At 71.2% G+C, this 15,431-nt stretch carries 16 protein-coding genes; 9 read left to right on the top strand and 7 right to left on the bottom strand.

Going from position 1 to position 15,431, the window contains the following annotated elements; translation table 11 throughout:
• Window positions 1-136: 136 nt before the first annotated feature.
• Window positions 137-2,218: a hypothetical protein gene (locus AB0L65_RS35620; protein WP_364254519.1), complete on the top strand. Its 2,082-nt coding sequence runs from the start codon at window positions 137-139 to the stop codon at window positions 2,216-2,218.
• 80 nt (window positions 2,219-2,298) lie between these two features.
• Here AB0L65_RS35620 and AB0L65_RS35615 read toward each other — a convergent pair whose 3' ends face one another.
• The gene (locus AB0L65_RS35615; RefSeq protein ID WP_364254516.1) at window positions 2,299-2,679 is read right to left on the bottom strand and encodes an ester cyclase; all 381 of its coding nucleotides are present in this window, start codon (window positions 2,677-2,679) and stop codon (window positions 2,299-2,301) included.
• Window positions 2,680-2,760: 81 nt separating this feature from the next.
• On the opposite strand from AB0L65_RS35615, the gene AB0L65_RS35610 reads away from it, so the two are divergent.
• The 6 genes from AB0L65_RS35610 to AB0L65_RS35585 all read left to right on the top strand — a co-directional run bounded on the left by AB0L65_RS35610 (window position 2,761) and on the right by AB0L65_RS35585 (window position 8,532).
• The gene (locus AB0L65_RS35610; RefSeq protein WP_364254513.1) at window positions 2,761-3,225 is read left to right on the top strand and encodes a MarR family transcriptional regulator; all 465 of its coding nucleotides are present in this window, start codon (window positions 2,761-2,763) and stop codon (window positions 3,223-3,225) included.
• 178 nt (window positions 3,226-3,403) lie between these two features.
• Window positions 3,404-4,573, top strand: a complete 1,170-nt coding sequence (locus tag AB0L65_RS35605; protein WP_364254510.1) for an MFS transporter — start codon at window positions 3,404-3,406, stop codon at window positions 4,571-4,573.
• 174 nt (window positions 4,574-4,747) lie between these two features.
• On the top strand, window positions 4,748-4,990 hold the full coding sequence (locus tag AB0L65_RS35600; protein ID WP_364254507.1) for a hypothetical protein: 243 nt from the start codon (window positions 4,748-4,750) through the stop codon (window positions 4,988-4,990).
• A gap of 258 nt (window positions 4,991-5,248) precedes the next feature.
• A complete protein-coding gene (locus tag AB0L65_RS35595) occupies window positions 5,249-5,611 on the top strand; it encodes a hypothetical protein (RefSeq protein ID WP_364254504.1) in 363 nt (120 codons plus the stop codon).
• Window positions 5,612-5,766: 155 nt separating this feature from the next.
• Entirely contained in the window at window positions 5,767-7,278 is a 1,512-nt protein-coding gene (locus AB0L65_RS35590) for a SpoIIE family protein phosphatase (protein ID WP_364254501.1), read from the top strand.
• A 90-nt stretch (window positions 7,279-7,368) separates the two neighbouring features.
• Complete coding sequence (locus AB0L65_RS35585; RefSeq protein ID WP_364254498.1) at window positions 7,369-8,532, top strand: DUF418 domain-containing protein; 1,164 nt, start codon at window positions 7,369-7,371, stop codon at window positions 8,530-8,532.
• Here AB0L65_RS35585 and AB0L65_RS35580 read toward each other — a convergent pair.
• Both AB0L65_RS35580 and AB0L65_RS35575 read right to left on the bottom strand, forming a co-directional pair.
• Window positions 8,501-9,604 (bottom strand): HAMP domain-containing sensor histidine kinase, encoded by a 1,104-nt coding sequence (locus AB0L65_RS35580; protein WP_364254495.1) that lies wholly within the window; start codon window positions 9,602-9,604, stop codon window positions 8,501-8,503. The two genes, AB0L65_RS35585 and AB0L65_RS35580, sit on opposite strands and share 32 nt — an antisense overlap.
• Window positions 9,601-10,263: a response regulator transcription factor gene (locus AB0L65_RS35575; RefSeq protein ID WP_364254492.1), complete on the bottom strand. Its 663-nt coding sequence runs from the start codon at window positions 10,261-10,263 to the stop codon at window positions 9,601-9,603. The genes AB0L65_RS35580 and AB0L65_RS35575 overlap by 4 nt, the downstream gene beginning before the upstream one ends.
• 151 nt (window positions 10,264-10,414) lie before the next feature.
• On the opposite strand from AB0L65_RS35575, the gene AB0L65_RS35570 reads away from it, so the two are divergent.
• A complete protein-coding gene (locus AB0L65_RS35570) occupies window positions 10,415-11,929 on the top strand; it encodes a hypothetical protein (RefSeq protein WP_364254489.1) in 1,515 nt (504 codons plus the stop codon).
• Here AB0L65_RS35570 and AB0L65_RS35565 read toward each other — a convergent pair.
• Window positions 11,926-12,570, bottom strand: coding sequence for a methyltransferase domain-containing protein (locus AB0L65_RS35565; protein ID WP_364254486.1), 645 nt, complete (start codon window positions 12,568-12,570; stop codon window positions 11,926-11,928). The two genes, AB0L65_RS35570 and AB0L65_RS35565, sit on opposite strands and share 4 nt — an antisense overlap.
• A gap of 104 nt (window positions 12,571-12,674) precedes the next feature.
• On the opposite strand from AB0L65_RS35565, the gene AB0L65_RS35560 reads away from it, so the two are divergent.
• Window positions 12,675-12,986: a beta-propeller fold lactonase family protein gene (locus tag AB0L65_RS35560; protein WP_364254483.1), complete on the top strand. Its 312-nt coding sequence runs from the start codon at window positions 12,675-12,677 to the stop codon at window positions 12,984-12,986.
• A gap of 12 nt (window positions 12,987-12,998) precedes the next feature.
• On the opposite strand, the gene AB0L65_RS35555 is transcribed toward AB0L65_RS35560, so the two are convergent.
• The 3 genes from AB0L65_RS35555 to AB0L65_RS35545 form a co-directional block, all read right to left on the bottom strand.
• Window positions 12,999-13,418, bottom strand: a complete 420-nt coding sequence (locus tag AB0L65_RS35555) for a hypothetical protein (RefSeq protein WP_364254480.1) — start codon at window positions 13,416-13,418, stop codon at window positions 12,999-13,001.
• Window positions 13,419-13,590: 172 nt separating this feature from the next.
• Complete coding sequence (locus tag AB0L65_RS35550) at window positions 13,591-14,787, bottom strand: serine hydrolase domain-containing protein (RefSeq protein ID WP_364254477.1); 1,197 nt, start codon at window positions 14,785-14,787, stop codon at window positions 13,591-13,593.
• A gap of 41 nt (window positions 14,788-14,828) precedes the next feature.
• Window positions 14,829-15,206 (bottom strand): hypothetical protein, encoded by a 378-nt coding sequence (locus AB0L65_RS35545; protein WP_364254474.1) that lies wholly within the window; start codon window positions 15,204-15,206, stop codon window positions 14,829-14,831.
• Window positions 15,207-15,431 lie beyond the last annotated feature (225 nt).

The raw sequence follows: 15,431 nt of genomic DNA, 5'->3' as shown, positions 1-15,431 counted from the left end.
CCATAGCCCACACCACCGGAAAAGGCATGCCAGGTCATCACCGGCGGCGTGTGCGGCCGCAATCCCGCCGCTCAGATGCCCACGAGCAGGCCTCGCGGGAGCCCGCGGCCCGTGCCTTTTGGCAAGATGTCTGGCCATGACAGTCGAGGATGACCTGTTCGCCGGCTTGGACGAGATTCGCTGGGGGCGCATGCGCCACGCCTATGGGTCCGCCGCCGAGGTCCCGGGCCTGCTGCGTGACCTGGTCGACCCCGATCCCGCCGTCCGCGAGAGCGCGCTCGACGGCATCTACGGCGCGGTGCACCACCAGGGCGACGTCTATCCGTGCACGGTCGCGGCGATCCCGTTTCTGCTGCGCATCGCCGAGCGCCCGGACCTCCCCGGCCGGCCCGGTGTCGTGGAGTTGCTGGCCGGCATGGGTTCGGCGGAGGATCCCACCGAACTTTCCGGGCCGTACCGGCAGGCCAACCAGGCGGTCGAGGCGGCGTACCCGCTGTGGGAGCGGCTGTTGGAGGACGCGGACCCGCGGGTGCGCGGGGCGGTGCTCGAGGTGCTGCCCGCCTGCACGCGCCGGCGGCGGGCGGCGCTGACGCGCCTGACCGGACGCCTGGCGGAGGAGACCGACGAGGAGGTACGGCGCGCGATCGTGCGTACCGCCGGCACGCTGGCGCGGTTCGAGGAAGGCGTCGACCCCGCGCTGCGCGTGTGGATGGCGGGGATCGTCGCGGCGGAGCCCGACCTGTCGCTCCGGCTGGTGGCGCTGGCCGAGCTCACCTCGTTGCCCGGCGCGCCGGACGAGCCACCGGTTGCCGAGGTCGACGACGCGTTGGAGATGCTCTCGGCCGTGTACGGATCAGGTACGGCAGTCACCGCGCCCGCCGGTTTCGAGACCGGCACCCTCATCGGTGCCGTACGCCGGTTACGCGAACAGGACGACGAAGGCCGGCGGGCCCCCGGAGCAGACGCGCTCGTGCGCGGCCTGAGCGCGTCCTTCGGCGACCGCGTGGACGAGCGGGTGCGTCTGCTGACGGGCCTGCTGCGGTCCCAGGGCTGGGAGCGTCACCTGGACGCCCTGACCTCGGCGGGCAATCTCGTCGACGGCTGGCGCGGCGACTACCGTGAGCTGATCGGTCTGGTCGGCGAGCGGATCGGCGATGGGCACCCGCGCACGCGAGCGCGGGCGGTCGGCGTACTGGAGCATCTGGGTGACCTGACCGCTCCCGCCGCGGACGCCTTGGCGGCGGCCCTGGAGTCCACGACCCGGCGGGCCCTGCCGCACACCGAGGCGGACGCGCACCTGCCGTGGGTGATCGAGTGGTCGCGCGAACTGCCCACCGTCTCGCCGGCGCTGCGGGCTCTCAGCGGGGCGGGTGACCCGCGTGCGCTGCCGATGCTGGCCTGGGCGCTCGATCGCGAGCCGATGCCGAGCGACGCCGGCTCGCTTGTGATCAGGTTCGGGCCCGGCGCGGCGCCGCTGATGCCGCTGCTGCTGCGCCGCCTGCGCGACCTGCCCGCCGACGACCCGCACGATCACCGTCGCGAGAGCGTCGTCCGCGCGCTCGCCGCGATCGGCCCGGCCGCCGCCGAAGCCCTGCCCGGCCTGCTCGGCGGCCCCGTCACCCCGGCCGTGCTCGTGGCGCTCGCGGCGATCGTTCCCGATGCCGGGGAATGCCTGCCGGTGCTCTGCCGGGCCGCCGCCGCAGCGGACCTCGGGCTCGCGGTGCCGGCCGCCCGGGCCTTGTGGCAGGTCGACGGCTCCACTGACGCGGCCCTCGCGGTCGCGGGCCGGTGTCTCGACGGCGACAGCGAGTACGCCTGGCGCGACGCGGCCGGCCTCCTGGCCGAACTGGGTCAGGCCACAAAGTCCCAGGGCACGCGGCTACGCCGGTTGGCCCGCCGCAAGGACCCGCACGGCTGGCTCGTGCTCTCGGCCGCCCACGCGCTGTGGCGGATCACCGGCGACCCGGCCCCGGCGCTGCCGGTGCTGGAACGGGTGTGGACGACAAACGTCCACACCCGGCGCAGGGTCGCCGCGCTCTGGGCCGAGTTGGGCCCGGTCGCGGCGGACTCGGCTCCGCTGCTGACCGCCGAACTGGGCCGCGTACGCCGGCACAACGCGCGCGCGGACGGTTACAGCACCGCTCAGGTCACCGAGGACGAGAGGTTGCTCGACCACTGCCGAGCGGCGCTGACCGCCGTCGGCGGGCATGCGCGATGATCGCGACCGTGGTGCGGCGGAGGTGAGCCGAGGCGGGCGGAACGGGATCAGTCATGCACCGGACCGCCCGTCAGAGAACGTCATCCCCTCGCGGCCGCGAGGGAGCTGGAGTCGATGACCGGCCAGATCTCGGCCACCTTGCCGTTCTCCATGCGGAAGATGACGCAGGCGCGCACCTCCAGCGGCTTGCCGGTGGGCGGGAAACCGAAGAAGTCCCCCTCGTGCGTGCCCCGCAACGTCCACCGGGTGGCCACCCGGTCGCCCTCGGCGATCAGGTCCTCGATGTCGAAGCGCAGGTCGGGCAGAGCCGAGCGGAGGTAGCGGGCGACCTGTTTGAGCGCTTCGGGGCCGGTGACCTCGCCTCCCTGAGGCGCGAAGCCGGGGCCGACGATCTCGTCGGCGACGTCGAGGTCGCCTGCGTTGAGCACCTCGTCGTAGAAGCGCCTGATGACATCCTTCATCGTGCCGTCCTTCCGCTAAGCTAGCCACTAGAGAACCATATCTCTAGTTTTCCTAAACACTTGGAACGCTAAGGAGTTTGGATGGCGATGTCAAGGCGTGCCGAGCTCGTGGCCCAGCTGCTCGACGCGCTGCGCCGTACCAACGCGCTGTCGGTGGCGATGAGCCAGGGCGCCGCGGAGCGGATCGGCGTCAACACCACCGACCTGCACTGCCTCAACCTGCTCAGCGACGGCCCCCTGACGGCGAGCGAGCTGGCCAGGCGCGCGGGCATCACGACCGCGTCCGTCACCGGGGTGATCGACAGGCTCGAGGCGGTGGGGTACGTACGGCGCGAGCGCGACCGCGTCGACCGCCGCAAGGTCGTGGTGACGCTCCAGACCCAGGAGGCCGCGCAGGTGATCGGCCCGGTGTTCGCCCCGTTCGTACGGGCGTGGCGCGGCGCGCTGGACGGCTACACCGAGGAGCAGCTGGAGCTGATCGCCGACTTCCTGGACAGGACGGAGGGGGTCTTCCAGTCAGAGGTCGGGCGCATGCGCGCCGAGTGACATCGGGGACGCAGCCGGGTGCGTCCGAACACCGGCGGCGCAAGCGACCTCCTCACCGCACAGCGCGTGGACGCGAAAACGCGTTGCCGCGAATACCCTCGCAACGTATGGTTTTGCGCTCGTGGTCACAGTGGTTGAGCGAGTGCTGCCTGCCCGGCTGGGGACAGGATTCCGATGGTTGCTGGCCTCGAGCTGGCTGACGAATCTCGGTGACGGGGTGGCGGCCGCCGCGGGCCCACTGCTGATCGCGACGTTGACCCGCGACCCGCTGATGATTTCGCTGTCGGCCCTGGTGAGCTGGGCGCCGCCGCTGATGTTCAGCCTGTACGCGGGCGTGCTGTCGGATCGGTACAACCGGCGCAGGATCGTCCTCGTCGCGAACGCGGTGCGGGCCGTGGTGCTGGCGGCGCTCGTCGCGCTCATGGTGACCGGCACCGTGACCGTGGCGACGGCGCTGGTGGCGCTCACGCTCCGGTCGATCGCCGAGGTGTTCGCCGACAACGCGACGGCCACGCTGACGCCCATGATGGTCGGCAAGGACGATCTCGTCATCGCCAACGCCCGCCTGGGCACGGGATTCATCACGCTCAACCAGCTCGCCGGGCCGCCGATCGGCGCGGCGCTGTTCGGCCTGGGCTTGACCTGGCCGTTCGCGAGCCAGCTGCTCCTGGTGGTGGCGGGGATCGTGCTGGTCTCCCGGATCACGTTGCCGCCGCACGGCCGGCAGGCCGACGATCCCAGGCCCAACACCGTACGGGAGCTCATCGCCGGGTTCACCTGGACCATCCAGCACGCGGCGGTCCGCACGCTGGCGCTCACCATCCTGATCTTCAACTTCACGTTCGGCGCCGCCTGGTCGGTTCTCGTCCTCTACACCCAGGAGCAACTCGGCCTCGGCGCCATCGGCTTCGGCCTGATGACCACCATCGGCGGGATCGGCGGCTTGATCGGCACCGGCCTGTACGGGGCCATCACCCGCAAGGTGAGCCTCGGCGCCCTGATGCGGATCGGACTCATCATCGAGACGTTCACCCACCTGGGCCTGGCCCTGACCCATTCGCCGTGGGTCGCCGGGGGCATCTTCCTGGCCTTCGGCGCGCACGCGTTCATCTGGGGCACGACCTCGGTCACCGTCCGCCAGCGCGCGGTCCCGCGCGAACTCCAGGGCCGGGTGGGCAGCGTCAATGCCATCTGCGTCTACGCCGGTCTGGTGGTCGGCTCGCTGATCGGCGGCGTCCTGGCCACCCGCTTCGGCGTCGCGGCGCCCTTCTGGTTCGCCTTCGCCGGCTCCGCGGTGTTCGTGGTGCTGCTGTGGCGGCAGCTCATGCTCATCGCCCACAACGACTGAGAGGTTCGGTGGAGGCCCCGCCCAGCACCTGGTGGAAGGCTGGGGCGGGGCTCTCTGCGGCGGGTGGATCACCGTACAGGCGGACCTGCGCTCACCCTGCAGGCGGACGACGGTCGCCATCGTGACGGCGATCATGGACTCCGCTCACCGCAGGCTCTCCTCTAAGGACACGACATGCTCAAGAAGGCTCTGCCGGCCGCGCTGGCGGCGACGGCCGTCGCCGCCCTCACCCTGGTCCCCGCGGGCCCCGCCGCGGCTGCCACGATCGAGATCCGTCCCGGGCAGGTCTCGACCCTGAAACAGTCGAACAGCAAGTTCAACTGCCCGACGAACGAAGTGCTGATCGGCCGCGGGCACCGCGGCGACGAGAACGGCTGGACTCAGTACGAATACGGCTGGATCTCCTACAGCGGCTGATCACGGGAGCCGGGCGGCGGTCCGTCCCCCCGGGGACGCCGCCGCCCAGCCGGAGCGTTCTTTCAGGCGGCGGTCAAAGGGCTGGTGCCGCACCCGAACACAGATACGCATGGACACGGTACGTGATAACACCGATACTCATCGTGTCAGAGCCTTTGCCCCCCGTGATCAGACCACCACTCTCAGTGCGCGCATTCGCCGGCGTGCCGCGCGCTGCCCGGAGTCGTGGCCGTCTGGGGACAGGACAGAAGGAGAACGATGCAGTCGAAGTGGTTCCTGACCCTCCCCCTCACCGTCATCGCGGCGGGGGCGTGTCTGACGACGACCGCCGCCGCCAGCCAGGCGTCCGCACCGGTCCAGGCGGCCGCCCACCTGTCGGCTCTCCCGCCGGGCTACCAGCTCGTCACCCTGCCCAACGCCAACGTCCCCAACTTCCAGCGCCGCACGCTCTTCTGCCCCGGCAACAAGAGGGTTCTCGGCGGCGGCGCCGAGGCCCGCGGCAACAGGGCGATCCTGGTCGGGTCCTTCCCCACCGATGACGGCCGCGGCTGGATCGGCATCGGCCGTCAGGACGGCTACAACGACGTCGGCATCAGCGTCTTCGCGATCTGCGCCGACTGACGTCCGGCGCACCTGGCCCCGGTCGTCCGTCGGCCGGGGCCGGCCCATGCCCGGGGCCCGACGGCGCGTGACGACGTTTGCCGGGGCATATGCCGCGTTCCTCTAGGCTGCCTGTGACGAGACAGGTCACCGGTGCCAGGGAAGGAGCGCCGTCCATGAACGTGCCAGCGGGCGATACCGGGGCATCGTGGACGGCGGACGGCAGGCGGCTGTGCCGCTTGCCCGACCTCTCCGACGCGGGGGCGTACGTGGTGGACGACCGCGGGCGGATCGTGGAGGTCACCGCCCAGGCCGAACGGCTGCTGTGCCGCCCCGCCGAGGACCTGCTGGGCCGGGACGCCCACGACCTGCTGCACCGGGGCAAGTACGGCGAGCCCCTGCCGCGCAGCCGGTGCGCGATGCGGCAGCCCCTCATCGTGGGCGGCAGCGCGCAGGGCGAAGGGGAATGGTTCGAACACGGCGACGGCGTGCTGATGCGGGTCTCCTGGATGGTCACCCCCTGCCGGCTCGACGAGGGCAGGACGGGAGCGCTGGTGCTCTTCCACGAGTCACCTGGGCCGGCCCCGTACGAGACGGCCGCCGCCACGGCCTCGATGTCGCAGCTCGACCGGCTGGCCCTGCTCGCGGAGACGACCACGACGCTCACCGCCAGCCTGGACGTGGACGAGACGCTGCGCCAGCTCGTACGCCTGGTCCTGCCGCTGCTGGCGGACTGGGCGGTGGTCGACCTGCTCACCGAGGAGGGCGGCGTGTCGCGGGCCGCCGTCGCCCACTTCGAGGGCGGGCTCCTGACGTACCGGGACGACCTGGAGGGGCCGATGCCGCCCGTTCCCCAGGAGTCGCCGATGCCCCTGTCGCGGGCGCTACGCGGAGTCACCGCCACGCTCGTGAGCCCCGAGACCTACCAGGGGCTTCCCGACTCGGGCATCGCGGTCGTCCAGCAGGAGCTGTTCCGGGTGACGGGCATGCACTCGGCGTGCATCGCGCCGATCCGCGGCGTGCGGGACGTGGTCGGGGCCCTGACGCTGGGACGTTCCGGGCAGCCGGCGACGTTCACGACCGCCGATCTGCTGCTGGTGGAGGACATCGCCCGCCGGGCGGGCCTGGCGCTGGACAACGCCCGCCTGTACGAGCGGCAGCGGCGGGTCGCCGAGACCATGCAGCGCCACCTGCTCCCCCAGCTGCCGTCGGTGCCCGGGCTGGAGATGAGTGCCTCCTACCGGCCCGCGCCCCACGCCTCGCAGGTCGGCGGCGACTGGTACGACTCCTTCGTCCTGCCCGACGGCGCGAAGCGCCGCGACGACGGCGGATGGCGGCTGCGCTGGACCAACGCGGGCCACCCGCCGCCGCTGCTGGTGGAGCGGGACGGGCGGACCCGCTTCCTGGAGGAGGGCCAGGACCTGCTCCTGGGCACCGGCATCCCCACCGTCCGCGTCGACGCCACCGCCGACCTGCCGCCCCGCTCCACGCTGGTGCTCTACACCGACGGCCTGATCGAGTCCCCGACCCGGACGCTGGACGAGGGGATGTCCCGGTTGAGCCGGTACGCCGCCTCGATGGCCCAGCGGCCCGTCGCCTCGCTGGGCGACGTACTCATCGACCGCGTCCGCCCCGCGGACAACGACGACGTCGCCCTGCTCACGGTGCGCATCCCCGACCACCCCTGAGACGGAGAGAGGGACCGTGCTGCTTTAGTCGCCCGGAGGCAGACCAAGGTCGGATGCCCCGGCAGGCATGCCGTCCGTAGCTTCAGGTCCATGACACAAGTGAGCACGCCGCTCGCCGGCCGGGTCCACGAGATCGACGCGGTGCGCGGTTTCGCGCTCGCGGGCATCCTGGTGGCCAACATCGGCTTCTTCGCCGACCCCGGTTACGCGGTCAACGGCACCATGCCCATCCCGGACGGGCCCGTGGCCACGGTCATCACCGCCCTCGTGCTGACCAAGTTCTACATCATCTTCTCGTTCCTGTTCGGCTACTCGTTCACGCTGCAGATGCGCTCGGCGGAGCGGGCGGGCGCGAGCGTGCGGGCCAGGACGCTGCGCAGGTGCCTGGGCCTGTTCGTGATCGGCCTGGCACACGGGATCCTGCTGTGGATCGGGGACATCCTCACCCTGTACGCCATGCTCGGCCTGCTCCTGCTCGCGCTGCGTAACATCAGGCCGAAGACCGCCGTCGTGACCGGATCGGTCATCGTCGGCGTGCTGGCCCTGCTGTGGACCGGGCTGGCGTGGCTGTCCACCCTCGACCCGACGGCCGGCCAGGCTCCGCCGGCCGACACCGCGGCGGCGGCCCACACGCTGGCCCTGGCCACCGGCAGCCCGCTCGACGTGCTGACCCTGCAACTGGAGCTCTACCCGCCGCTCGTCGCGATGGTCTGGATCTTCCAGGGGCCGATGGCGCTGGCCATGTTCCTGTTCGGGCTGGCGGCGGGCCGGTCCAGGCTGCTGGAGGAGACCGAGCGGTGGTGGCATCTCGCGCCGCGCGTCCAGTGGCTCGGCTTCGGCCTCGGCCTGCCCGGCGGGATCCTGCTCACGCTGACGGCCGGTGCGGGAGGCACGTGGGAGCTGGCCGGCATGGCGGTGTCCACAGTGACCTCGATCCTGCTGGCCGCCGCGTACGTGGTGACCCTGCTGCGGGTGATCCGGCGTTTCCCCGCCGCCGGGCGCGCGCTGTCCCCCGCCGGACGGGTGGCGGCCTCCAACTACGTCGGGCAGTCGGTGCTGTGCTGCCTGGTCTTCACCGGGTACGGCCTGGCGCTGGCGGGCGAACTGTCGCCGCTCGCCGTGATGGGCGTGGCCCTGGCGATCTACACGGTCCTGCTCTGGCTGAGCGCGCGCTGGCTGCGTACGCACCGCTACGGACCGGTCGAGTACGTCCTGCGCGGCGTCACCAACTGGGACTGGCGAACCGCACGGTGATGGCCAGGCCGCCTTCGGGGCGCGCGCGGGTGGTGAGGGTGGCGTGGTGAGCTTGGGTGACGGCATTGACGATGGCGAGGCCGAGACCGTAGCCGTCGCGCCGGCCGTGACGATCGGGCGCCAGTTTCTGGAAGGGTTGGAACAGGCGCTGGATCTGGTCGTCGGGGATGACCGGCCCGCTGTTGGTGACCGTCAGGGCCACCTGCGTGCCGGAGGTCTGCGTGGTGACCTTCACCTGCCCGTCCGCGTGGTTGTGGCGGATGGCGTTGTCGATGAGGTTGGCGACGAGGCTTTCGATCAGTCTCGGGTCCCCGGCCGTCACCGCGGGCGTCAGGTGTTCGGCGAGGTCGATGCCCGTCTCGGTTGCTCGGTCGCGGCGGGAGGCGAGCACTCCTTCGACGACGTGGGCGAGGTCGAGGGTGTCCCAGCGGGTGACGCCGCGCTCGCTGGTGGCCAGCGCGAGCAGCGCCTGGACGAGCCGCTCCTGGTGCCCGCCGAGGGCGAGGGCCTCCTGGCAGGCCGAGCGCAGGGTGTCGGCGTCGGCGTCGGGGTCGGCGAGGGCGACTTCGAGGAGGGTACGCAGGCCGGCGAGGGGGGTGCGCAGTTCGTGGGAGGCGTTGGCGACGAAGTGCCGTTGGGCGTCGAAGGACGCTTGCAGGCGGGCGAACAGGTCGTCGAGGGTGTGGCCGAGCTCGGTCAGCTCGTCCGTGGGCTCGCCGAGGTCGAGGCGCCGGTGGAGGTCTCCGGCGGAGATGACCTTGGCGGTGGAGGTGATGGCGCGCAGCGGGTGCAGGAACCGGCCGGCGACATACCAGCCGAGAGCCAGGGCGACGGGAATGAGGATGACCAGGGCGACGGCGGACCCCATGAGGAGTTGGGGCAGGCTGATCCCGGACCCGGTTTCGGTGATCGCGCCCGATGAGGGCCGGCCTACAGGCTTGGCCGCGTGGATGCCGGCGAGCGGGACGTCGACGAAGATGAGCACGAAGACCCCGGCGGCATAGATGCCCGCCGCATAAGCGAGTGCGAGCCGCGTCTGCAAGGACCGTCTGGCGAGTTGCGGGGAGGTCATGACGATCCGATGCGGTAGCCGCCTTCGCGGATGGTCTCGATCACGGGCGGGTCGCCGAGCTTGGCCCGCAACCGGTGCATGGTGTGCTTGACGGCGCTGCTGAAGGGGTCGGCGGCCTCGTCCCAGACGCGTTCGAGCAGCTCCTCGGCGGAGATGACCACGCCGGGCACGGCGAGCAGGCATTCGAGCAGGGCGAACTCCCTGGGGCTGAGCTCAAGGCGCCGGCCGGCCCGGAACGCGATACGGCGGGCCGGATCGAGGGTGATGTCCCCGCACGCCAGGGTGGGCGGCAGCGGCGGGGTGGCGCGGCGGGCCAGGGCCCGGACGCGGGCGACCAGTTCGGCGAACGCGAACGGCTTGGGCAGGTAGTCGTCGGCGCCGAGGCTGAGCCCGTCGACGCGGTCCTCGATCGTGCCGGAGGCGGTGAGCATCAGTACGCGGGTCTCACAGCGGCCGTGGGCCAGTCGCCGGCAGATCTCGTCCCCGTGGACGCCGGGCAGGTCGCGGTCGAGGATCACCACGTCGTAACGGGTGGCGGCCAGGCGGTCGAGGGCCGCGATTCCGTCCAGGACGACGTCGACGGCCATGCCCTCGCGGCGCAGCCCGGTTCCGATGGAGCGGGCGAGGACCTCGAAGTCTTCGACGACGAGGACCCTCACCGCCGTTCACCGCAGGTCGTCGTGCGGGCTGAGCGGCCGGACCGGCCGCCGGGTCGAGGTGCCATGGGTCAACGATGCCAGATCCCCGGTTCCAGCCAGGTCGCAGTGGCTGCGACCCTGCTGGAACCGGGTGCCGCGTACAACCGTCGGCATGAGTTCATTCACGCCCCACCGATCCGGCCAGGACCGTTTCCCGCCGTTGCTGCGCGCGGAGTGGACCAAGTTCCGCACCGCGCGCGGCTGGGCGCTCGCCATGGCGGCCTCCGTACTGGTCACCGTGGCGCTCGGACTGCTGATCGCCGGGGGCGCCCGCACCACCTGCGTGACCGGGAAGGGGGAGGGCCCCTGCCCCGCGCCGCTGGTGGGGCCCGACGGCACGGCGGTGAAGGACAAGTACTACTTCGTGCACCAGCCGCTCAAGGGCAACGGCAGCATCACCGCCCGCATATCGGACATGACCGGGCAGATCCGGCTGCCGGACGCCGTACCCGGGGTGCGCAACGTCAAGGAGGGAGTGGTGCCGTGGGCGAAGGCCGGGCTCCTCGTCAGGCAGAGCCTCAAGGAGGGCACACCGTACGCCGCCGTCATGCTCACCGGAGCTCACGGCGTGCGGATGCAGTACAACTTCACCCACGACGTGCCCGGCGGTCCGCACAACGGCCCCCAGTGGCTGCGGCTGACCAGGTCGGGCGACACCGTCACCGGCTACGAGTCGGACGACGGCAAGGCGTGGACCCAGGTCAGCACCGTCAAGCTGACCGGGCTGCCGGAGACGGTCGAGATCGGGATGTTCGCCACCTCACCAGGCGCCTTGTGGAGCATGGCGAAAGCCTTCGCCCAGGCCACCGCCACCTTCGACCAGATCACGCTGCAGGGGGCGAACGGTTCGTGGCGCCGCGACGACGTCGGCGTCTCCATGGAGTCCGACGGCAAGACCCCGCATCACCCGGGCGGGGTCGTCGAGTCCGGCGACAAGCTCATCGTGACCGGGGGCGGTGACATCGGGCCCGCCACGATGGAGGGCGGCCTGCGCGCCGACCTCCTGCTGATCGGCGGGGCCGTGGGGCTGATCCCGGTGCTCGTGGGGGCGGTCATGTTCTTCACGGCGGAACACCGGCGCGGGCTGATCAGGACCGGCCCGCATCCGGCGCGGCTGGTGGCGGCCAAGGCCGTGGTGGTCGGCGCGGTCGCGTTCGTGACGGGGCTGGTGGCCTCAGGGGTCGTGATCCCCGTCGGCCTGGCGATGTTGCGCGCCAATCAGAACCCGATCCAGCCGCTCACCCTGGCGACCGAGTTGCGGGTGATCGTCGGCTACGCGGCCCTGACCGCGGCCGTCGCGGTGCTGGCGCTGGGCCTCGCGGCGCTGGTCAAGCGGGGCTTCGTCGCCATCGGGCTGGCCGTCGCGCTGGTCGTCGTGCCCTACCTGCTGGCGACCGGGGGCCTGGCGCCATGGCTGCTGGTGATCACTCCTGCCGCCGGGTTCGCGATCACGCAGAGCGTCCCCACGTTCGCGCATGTGGACGTGGACCCGTCGCTGATCGGGGGCTACTACCCGCTCCCGCCGTGGGCAGGGCTGGCCGTGACCTGCGGCTATGCGGCCATCGCGCTCGGGGCGGCGATCGCCGTACGCCGCAGGAAAGAGCCAGGTCAGCTTCCGCTCGCCTAAGAGGGCGGATTGTCGGCCAGCATGCAGGCGACGGGCGGGTCGAGTTCGAGGGTTTCGACCCGCAGATGGGTGAAGCCGGCCCGGGTGAGCAGGTCCTGGAGCTCTTGGGCGGCCCTGGCGGTGGTGTCCCGGGTGGCACCGGGGCAGCGGGGCTGGCTGACGAGCGCGATGCGTCCTCCGGGGCGGAGCAGGCGGCGCAGCTCGCACAGCCGTTCCACCGGGTCGGGCCAGAACCCCACGGAGTTGACGGCGAGGATGGCGTCGAGCGGATCGCCGAAGCTCGGCAACTGCTCCACGGAGGCGTGCGTGAGGTGCACGCGGTGGGCGCGGACGGCGGCGGCGTTGCGACGGGTGGCGTGCCGGACCATGGCCTGCGAGTGGTCGACGCCGAAGACGTGGCCCCGGGTGGCGCGGCGGGCGAACTCGGCGATGGCGATGCCGGGACCGAAGCCGATCTCGAGCACCCGGTCGGTGGGCCGCACGTCCAGCAACGACACCGCCCAGATGTTGCGCTGCCGGTTGGAGGGGCGATGAGCGAACATCTGGCCGTTCGCCCACCCGACGATGCCCCGGGGGTGGTGCGCCTGGCGCACCAGGTACCTGATCACGCGTTGCTTGAGAGACGTGCCTGCTGTCTGCATGATCGCCAGTCAACGACTTCAAGTGTGCTTGAAGTCAAATGGGTGAGCGGCCGTGCCTACACTCGTCGTGCCGCTTCTCGTGCACGGCGGCGAGCGAGGCGCGGGTGCTGTCGCACCGCCAGAGCTGGGCCGCCCGGAGCGCGTGGGGGTTCCGGCGCGGCGCGGACGGCTCGCTCAGGCCGACCGCCGACTCCCCCGTCCGCACCCCCGACCACGCCGAGGTCGCGGCGGTCGCGATCACACCGGACGGCCGGGACGTCTTCGCCGCCGTCCGGGACACGAACCAGGTGGCCGCGTTCGAGATCGGGTCCGGCGGCACGCTGAAGGAGGCCACCGGATCGCCGTTCCTCACGGGTGGGGAGCGCCCGCTGAGCCAGTCCATCGTCGTACGCCCGGTCCCCGCACCCTGTCGGTAAGGTGCCGGCTCCTCACTCCCACTCGATCTCGCGCAGCGCGGCCGCACCCTCGTCCGGGTCGGTGAGCACCTCGTCGTCGCCGTCCTCGTCGGACAGCGAAAGGACCCGGGGAGACAGCTCGATCAGCGAAGCGACAAAGACCCGCCAGGTCTCCTCGGACAGTGACGACTGGTCGCGGATGATCAGATCGAGAATCCGGTCCGGGGAGTCCTGGACGGAGATGGACAGCCACGCCAGGTGCTCCTCGGATTCGAAATCGAATCGGATCGCGCTGGTGTCCGGCAGATACCTGATGCGGAGCGTGGCGTCGTCGTTCCGGTAGGTGTGGTCGACCCAGCGCCATCCTTGGCCGCTTTCGGCCTGCCATCCGCAGCTCTCCAGCCGGACCTGGATGTCGTCGATCAGGTCACCCTGTCCGGGCGATGTCGTCATGCGTCGAATACCAGCCTTGGTCACTTGCTGTGGCGGATCGCCGCCCGTACGGCCGTGTAGATGACGACCCAGAGAGCCGCCAGGGGGATGAGGAACGCGAAGATGATCTCAACGAAACCGATGCCGAACATGCCCAGAACATAAGGAACCGCGGTTGGAAAACGCTTGACGATCACTTGCCGCCTGGCTCGGTCGGATCGCCGAGGGCGTTCCGGACCGCGGCGAGAAGGTTCGCGGCCCTCAGGTCCGGCACGCCTTCCAGGACGTGGTTCATGACGTAACCGAAGGCGAGACCGGTCGCCGGATCGGCGAAACCGAGCGAGCCGCCGCGGCCGGGGAATCCGAAGGCGGTCGGTGAGTACCAGAACGCGTCCGGCGTCGGGAGGCCGAAACCGGTGCCGATGCGGACGGGCATGCGCAGGATGCGGTCGATGCCACTGACCTGTTCCGCGGTCGCGGCGGTCAGGGTGCCTGGGGTGAGAATGCGGTGACCGTCGACCTCGCCGATGAGCGCGGCGTAGAAGCGGGCCAGCGCGCGGGCCGTGCAGATGCCGTTGGTGGCGGGCATCTCGGCGGCCTGCTCCTCCGGTCTGTTGTGGTCCAGCGGGGGCGTGACGACGGCGAGCGAGCGCCTGGTCAACGACGTGGGGTCGGCGAAGGCCGTGATGACCTCGCGCATGGGTTCGGGAAGGGCGTTCAGGTCGATCCGGGCCATGGCCTGGAAGTCGGGCGGGGTGTCGATGATCCGGCTGACCCGGCGCCGCTCGGTTTCCGGCAGCCCGATCCACAGGTCCAGTCCGAGCGGGGCGGCGATCTCGTCCGCGAGGAACGTGCCCAGGCTACGGCCGGACACCCGGCGGACGACCTCTCCGACGAGCCAGCCGTAGGTGAGCCCGTGGTAGCCGTGCTCCGTGCCCGGCTCCCAGTACGGGCGCTGGGCCGCCAGCGCGGTCACCATGGGCTCCCAGGCGATCGCCTCCTGCGGGGTGATCGGGTGGTCGATCGCGGGCAGCCCGGCCTGATGGGTGAGCAGCCACCGCACCGGGATGCGCTTCTTCCCGTTGGCCGCGAACTCCGGCCAGTACTCCGCCACGGGTGCGTCCAGGTCCAATTCGCCCCGCTGGGACAGCAGAAGTGCGCAGGTGGCCGTGACGGCCTTGGTGGTGGAGTAGACGAGCTGCAGGGTGTCGCGCTCCCAGGGGCGGCCGGTGCCGGGGTCGGCGATGCCGCCCCACAGGTCGACGACCTTCCGGCCGTTCAGGTAGACGCTGACCGCGGCGCCTGTTTCCGGCGCGCCGGCCAGATCGGTCGCGAACGCCTCACGTACTGCTTCGAATCCCGGTGCGGTCTCTCCGCCGATTTCGGGCATGCGTCATCGCCTTCCGTGCTGATGGGGTGTGGGGAAGGGCTTTAGCCGCGCCATTTCCCCACGAGCCAGGCGCAGATCTCCGGCTCGGTCATCTCGGGAAACTCCTCGCCGAACGTGGCGAGCGCGCGTATGGCCTCGTCCCGGGTCAGGCCGCGCGACCCTGCTTCCTTGAGGTACTCCTGACGTGCGAGGGAAGGACGGCCTCCGCCCGCGCCGCGGCCGGGCAGCCCCTCGCGCCACCGCACGATCTCCGCCAGCCGCTCGGACCGCCAGCCCGGAGCTCCGTCGACTTCGACGTCGGGCAGGGGGAACGGGTGATCGGAGTCGTCCGCATAGCGGCTGCGCCACTTGTGCACCGCATGACGGCTCACTCCCAGGGCCTCGGCGATGCCGAGGACACCGAGATAGCGCTCGATCATGGATGCACCTGCTTGTCTGTGCGGCCTCCTTCGCGGATTTCCAGTACTACCACGGCCGACGCGGAGCTCTCCCCAACGTCGTCTCTAGCGAAGACAACGTTAGCGCGCCGAGAGAAACCTCGTCTACAAGAGAGACGAGTTTTTCGAGAGCGAGCCATCGGGAGCGGCGCAGGACGCCATCGGGCCGGCCGAACCGCTGTGCTAGGCTTCGAGCCGACTTCTCAC

The sequence above is a fragment of the Nonomuraea sp. NPDC052116 genome, assembly GCF_040680035.1.
GTDB lineage: Bacteria > Actinomycetota > Actinomycetes > Streptosporangiales > Streptosporangiaceae > Nonomuraea > Nonomuraea angiospora_A.
The sequence above is the reverse complement of the archived record's forward strand: the minus strand, read 5'-3'. Positions and strand labels throughout refer to the sequence as shown.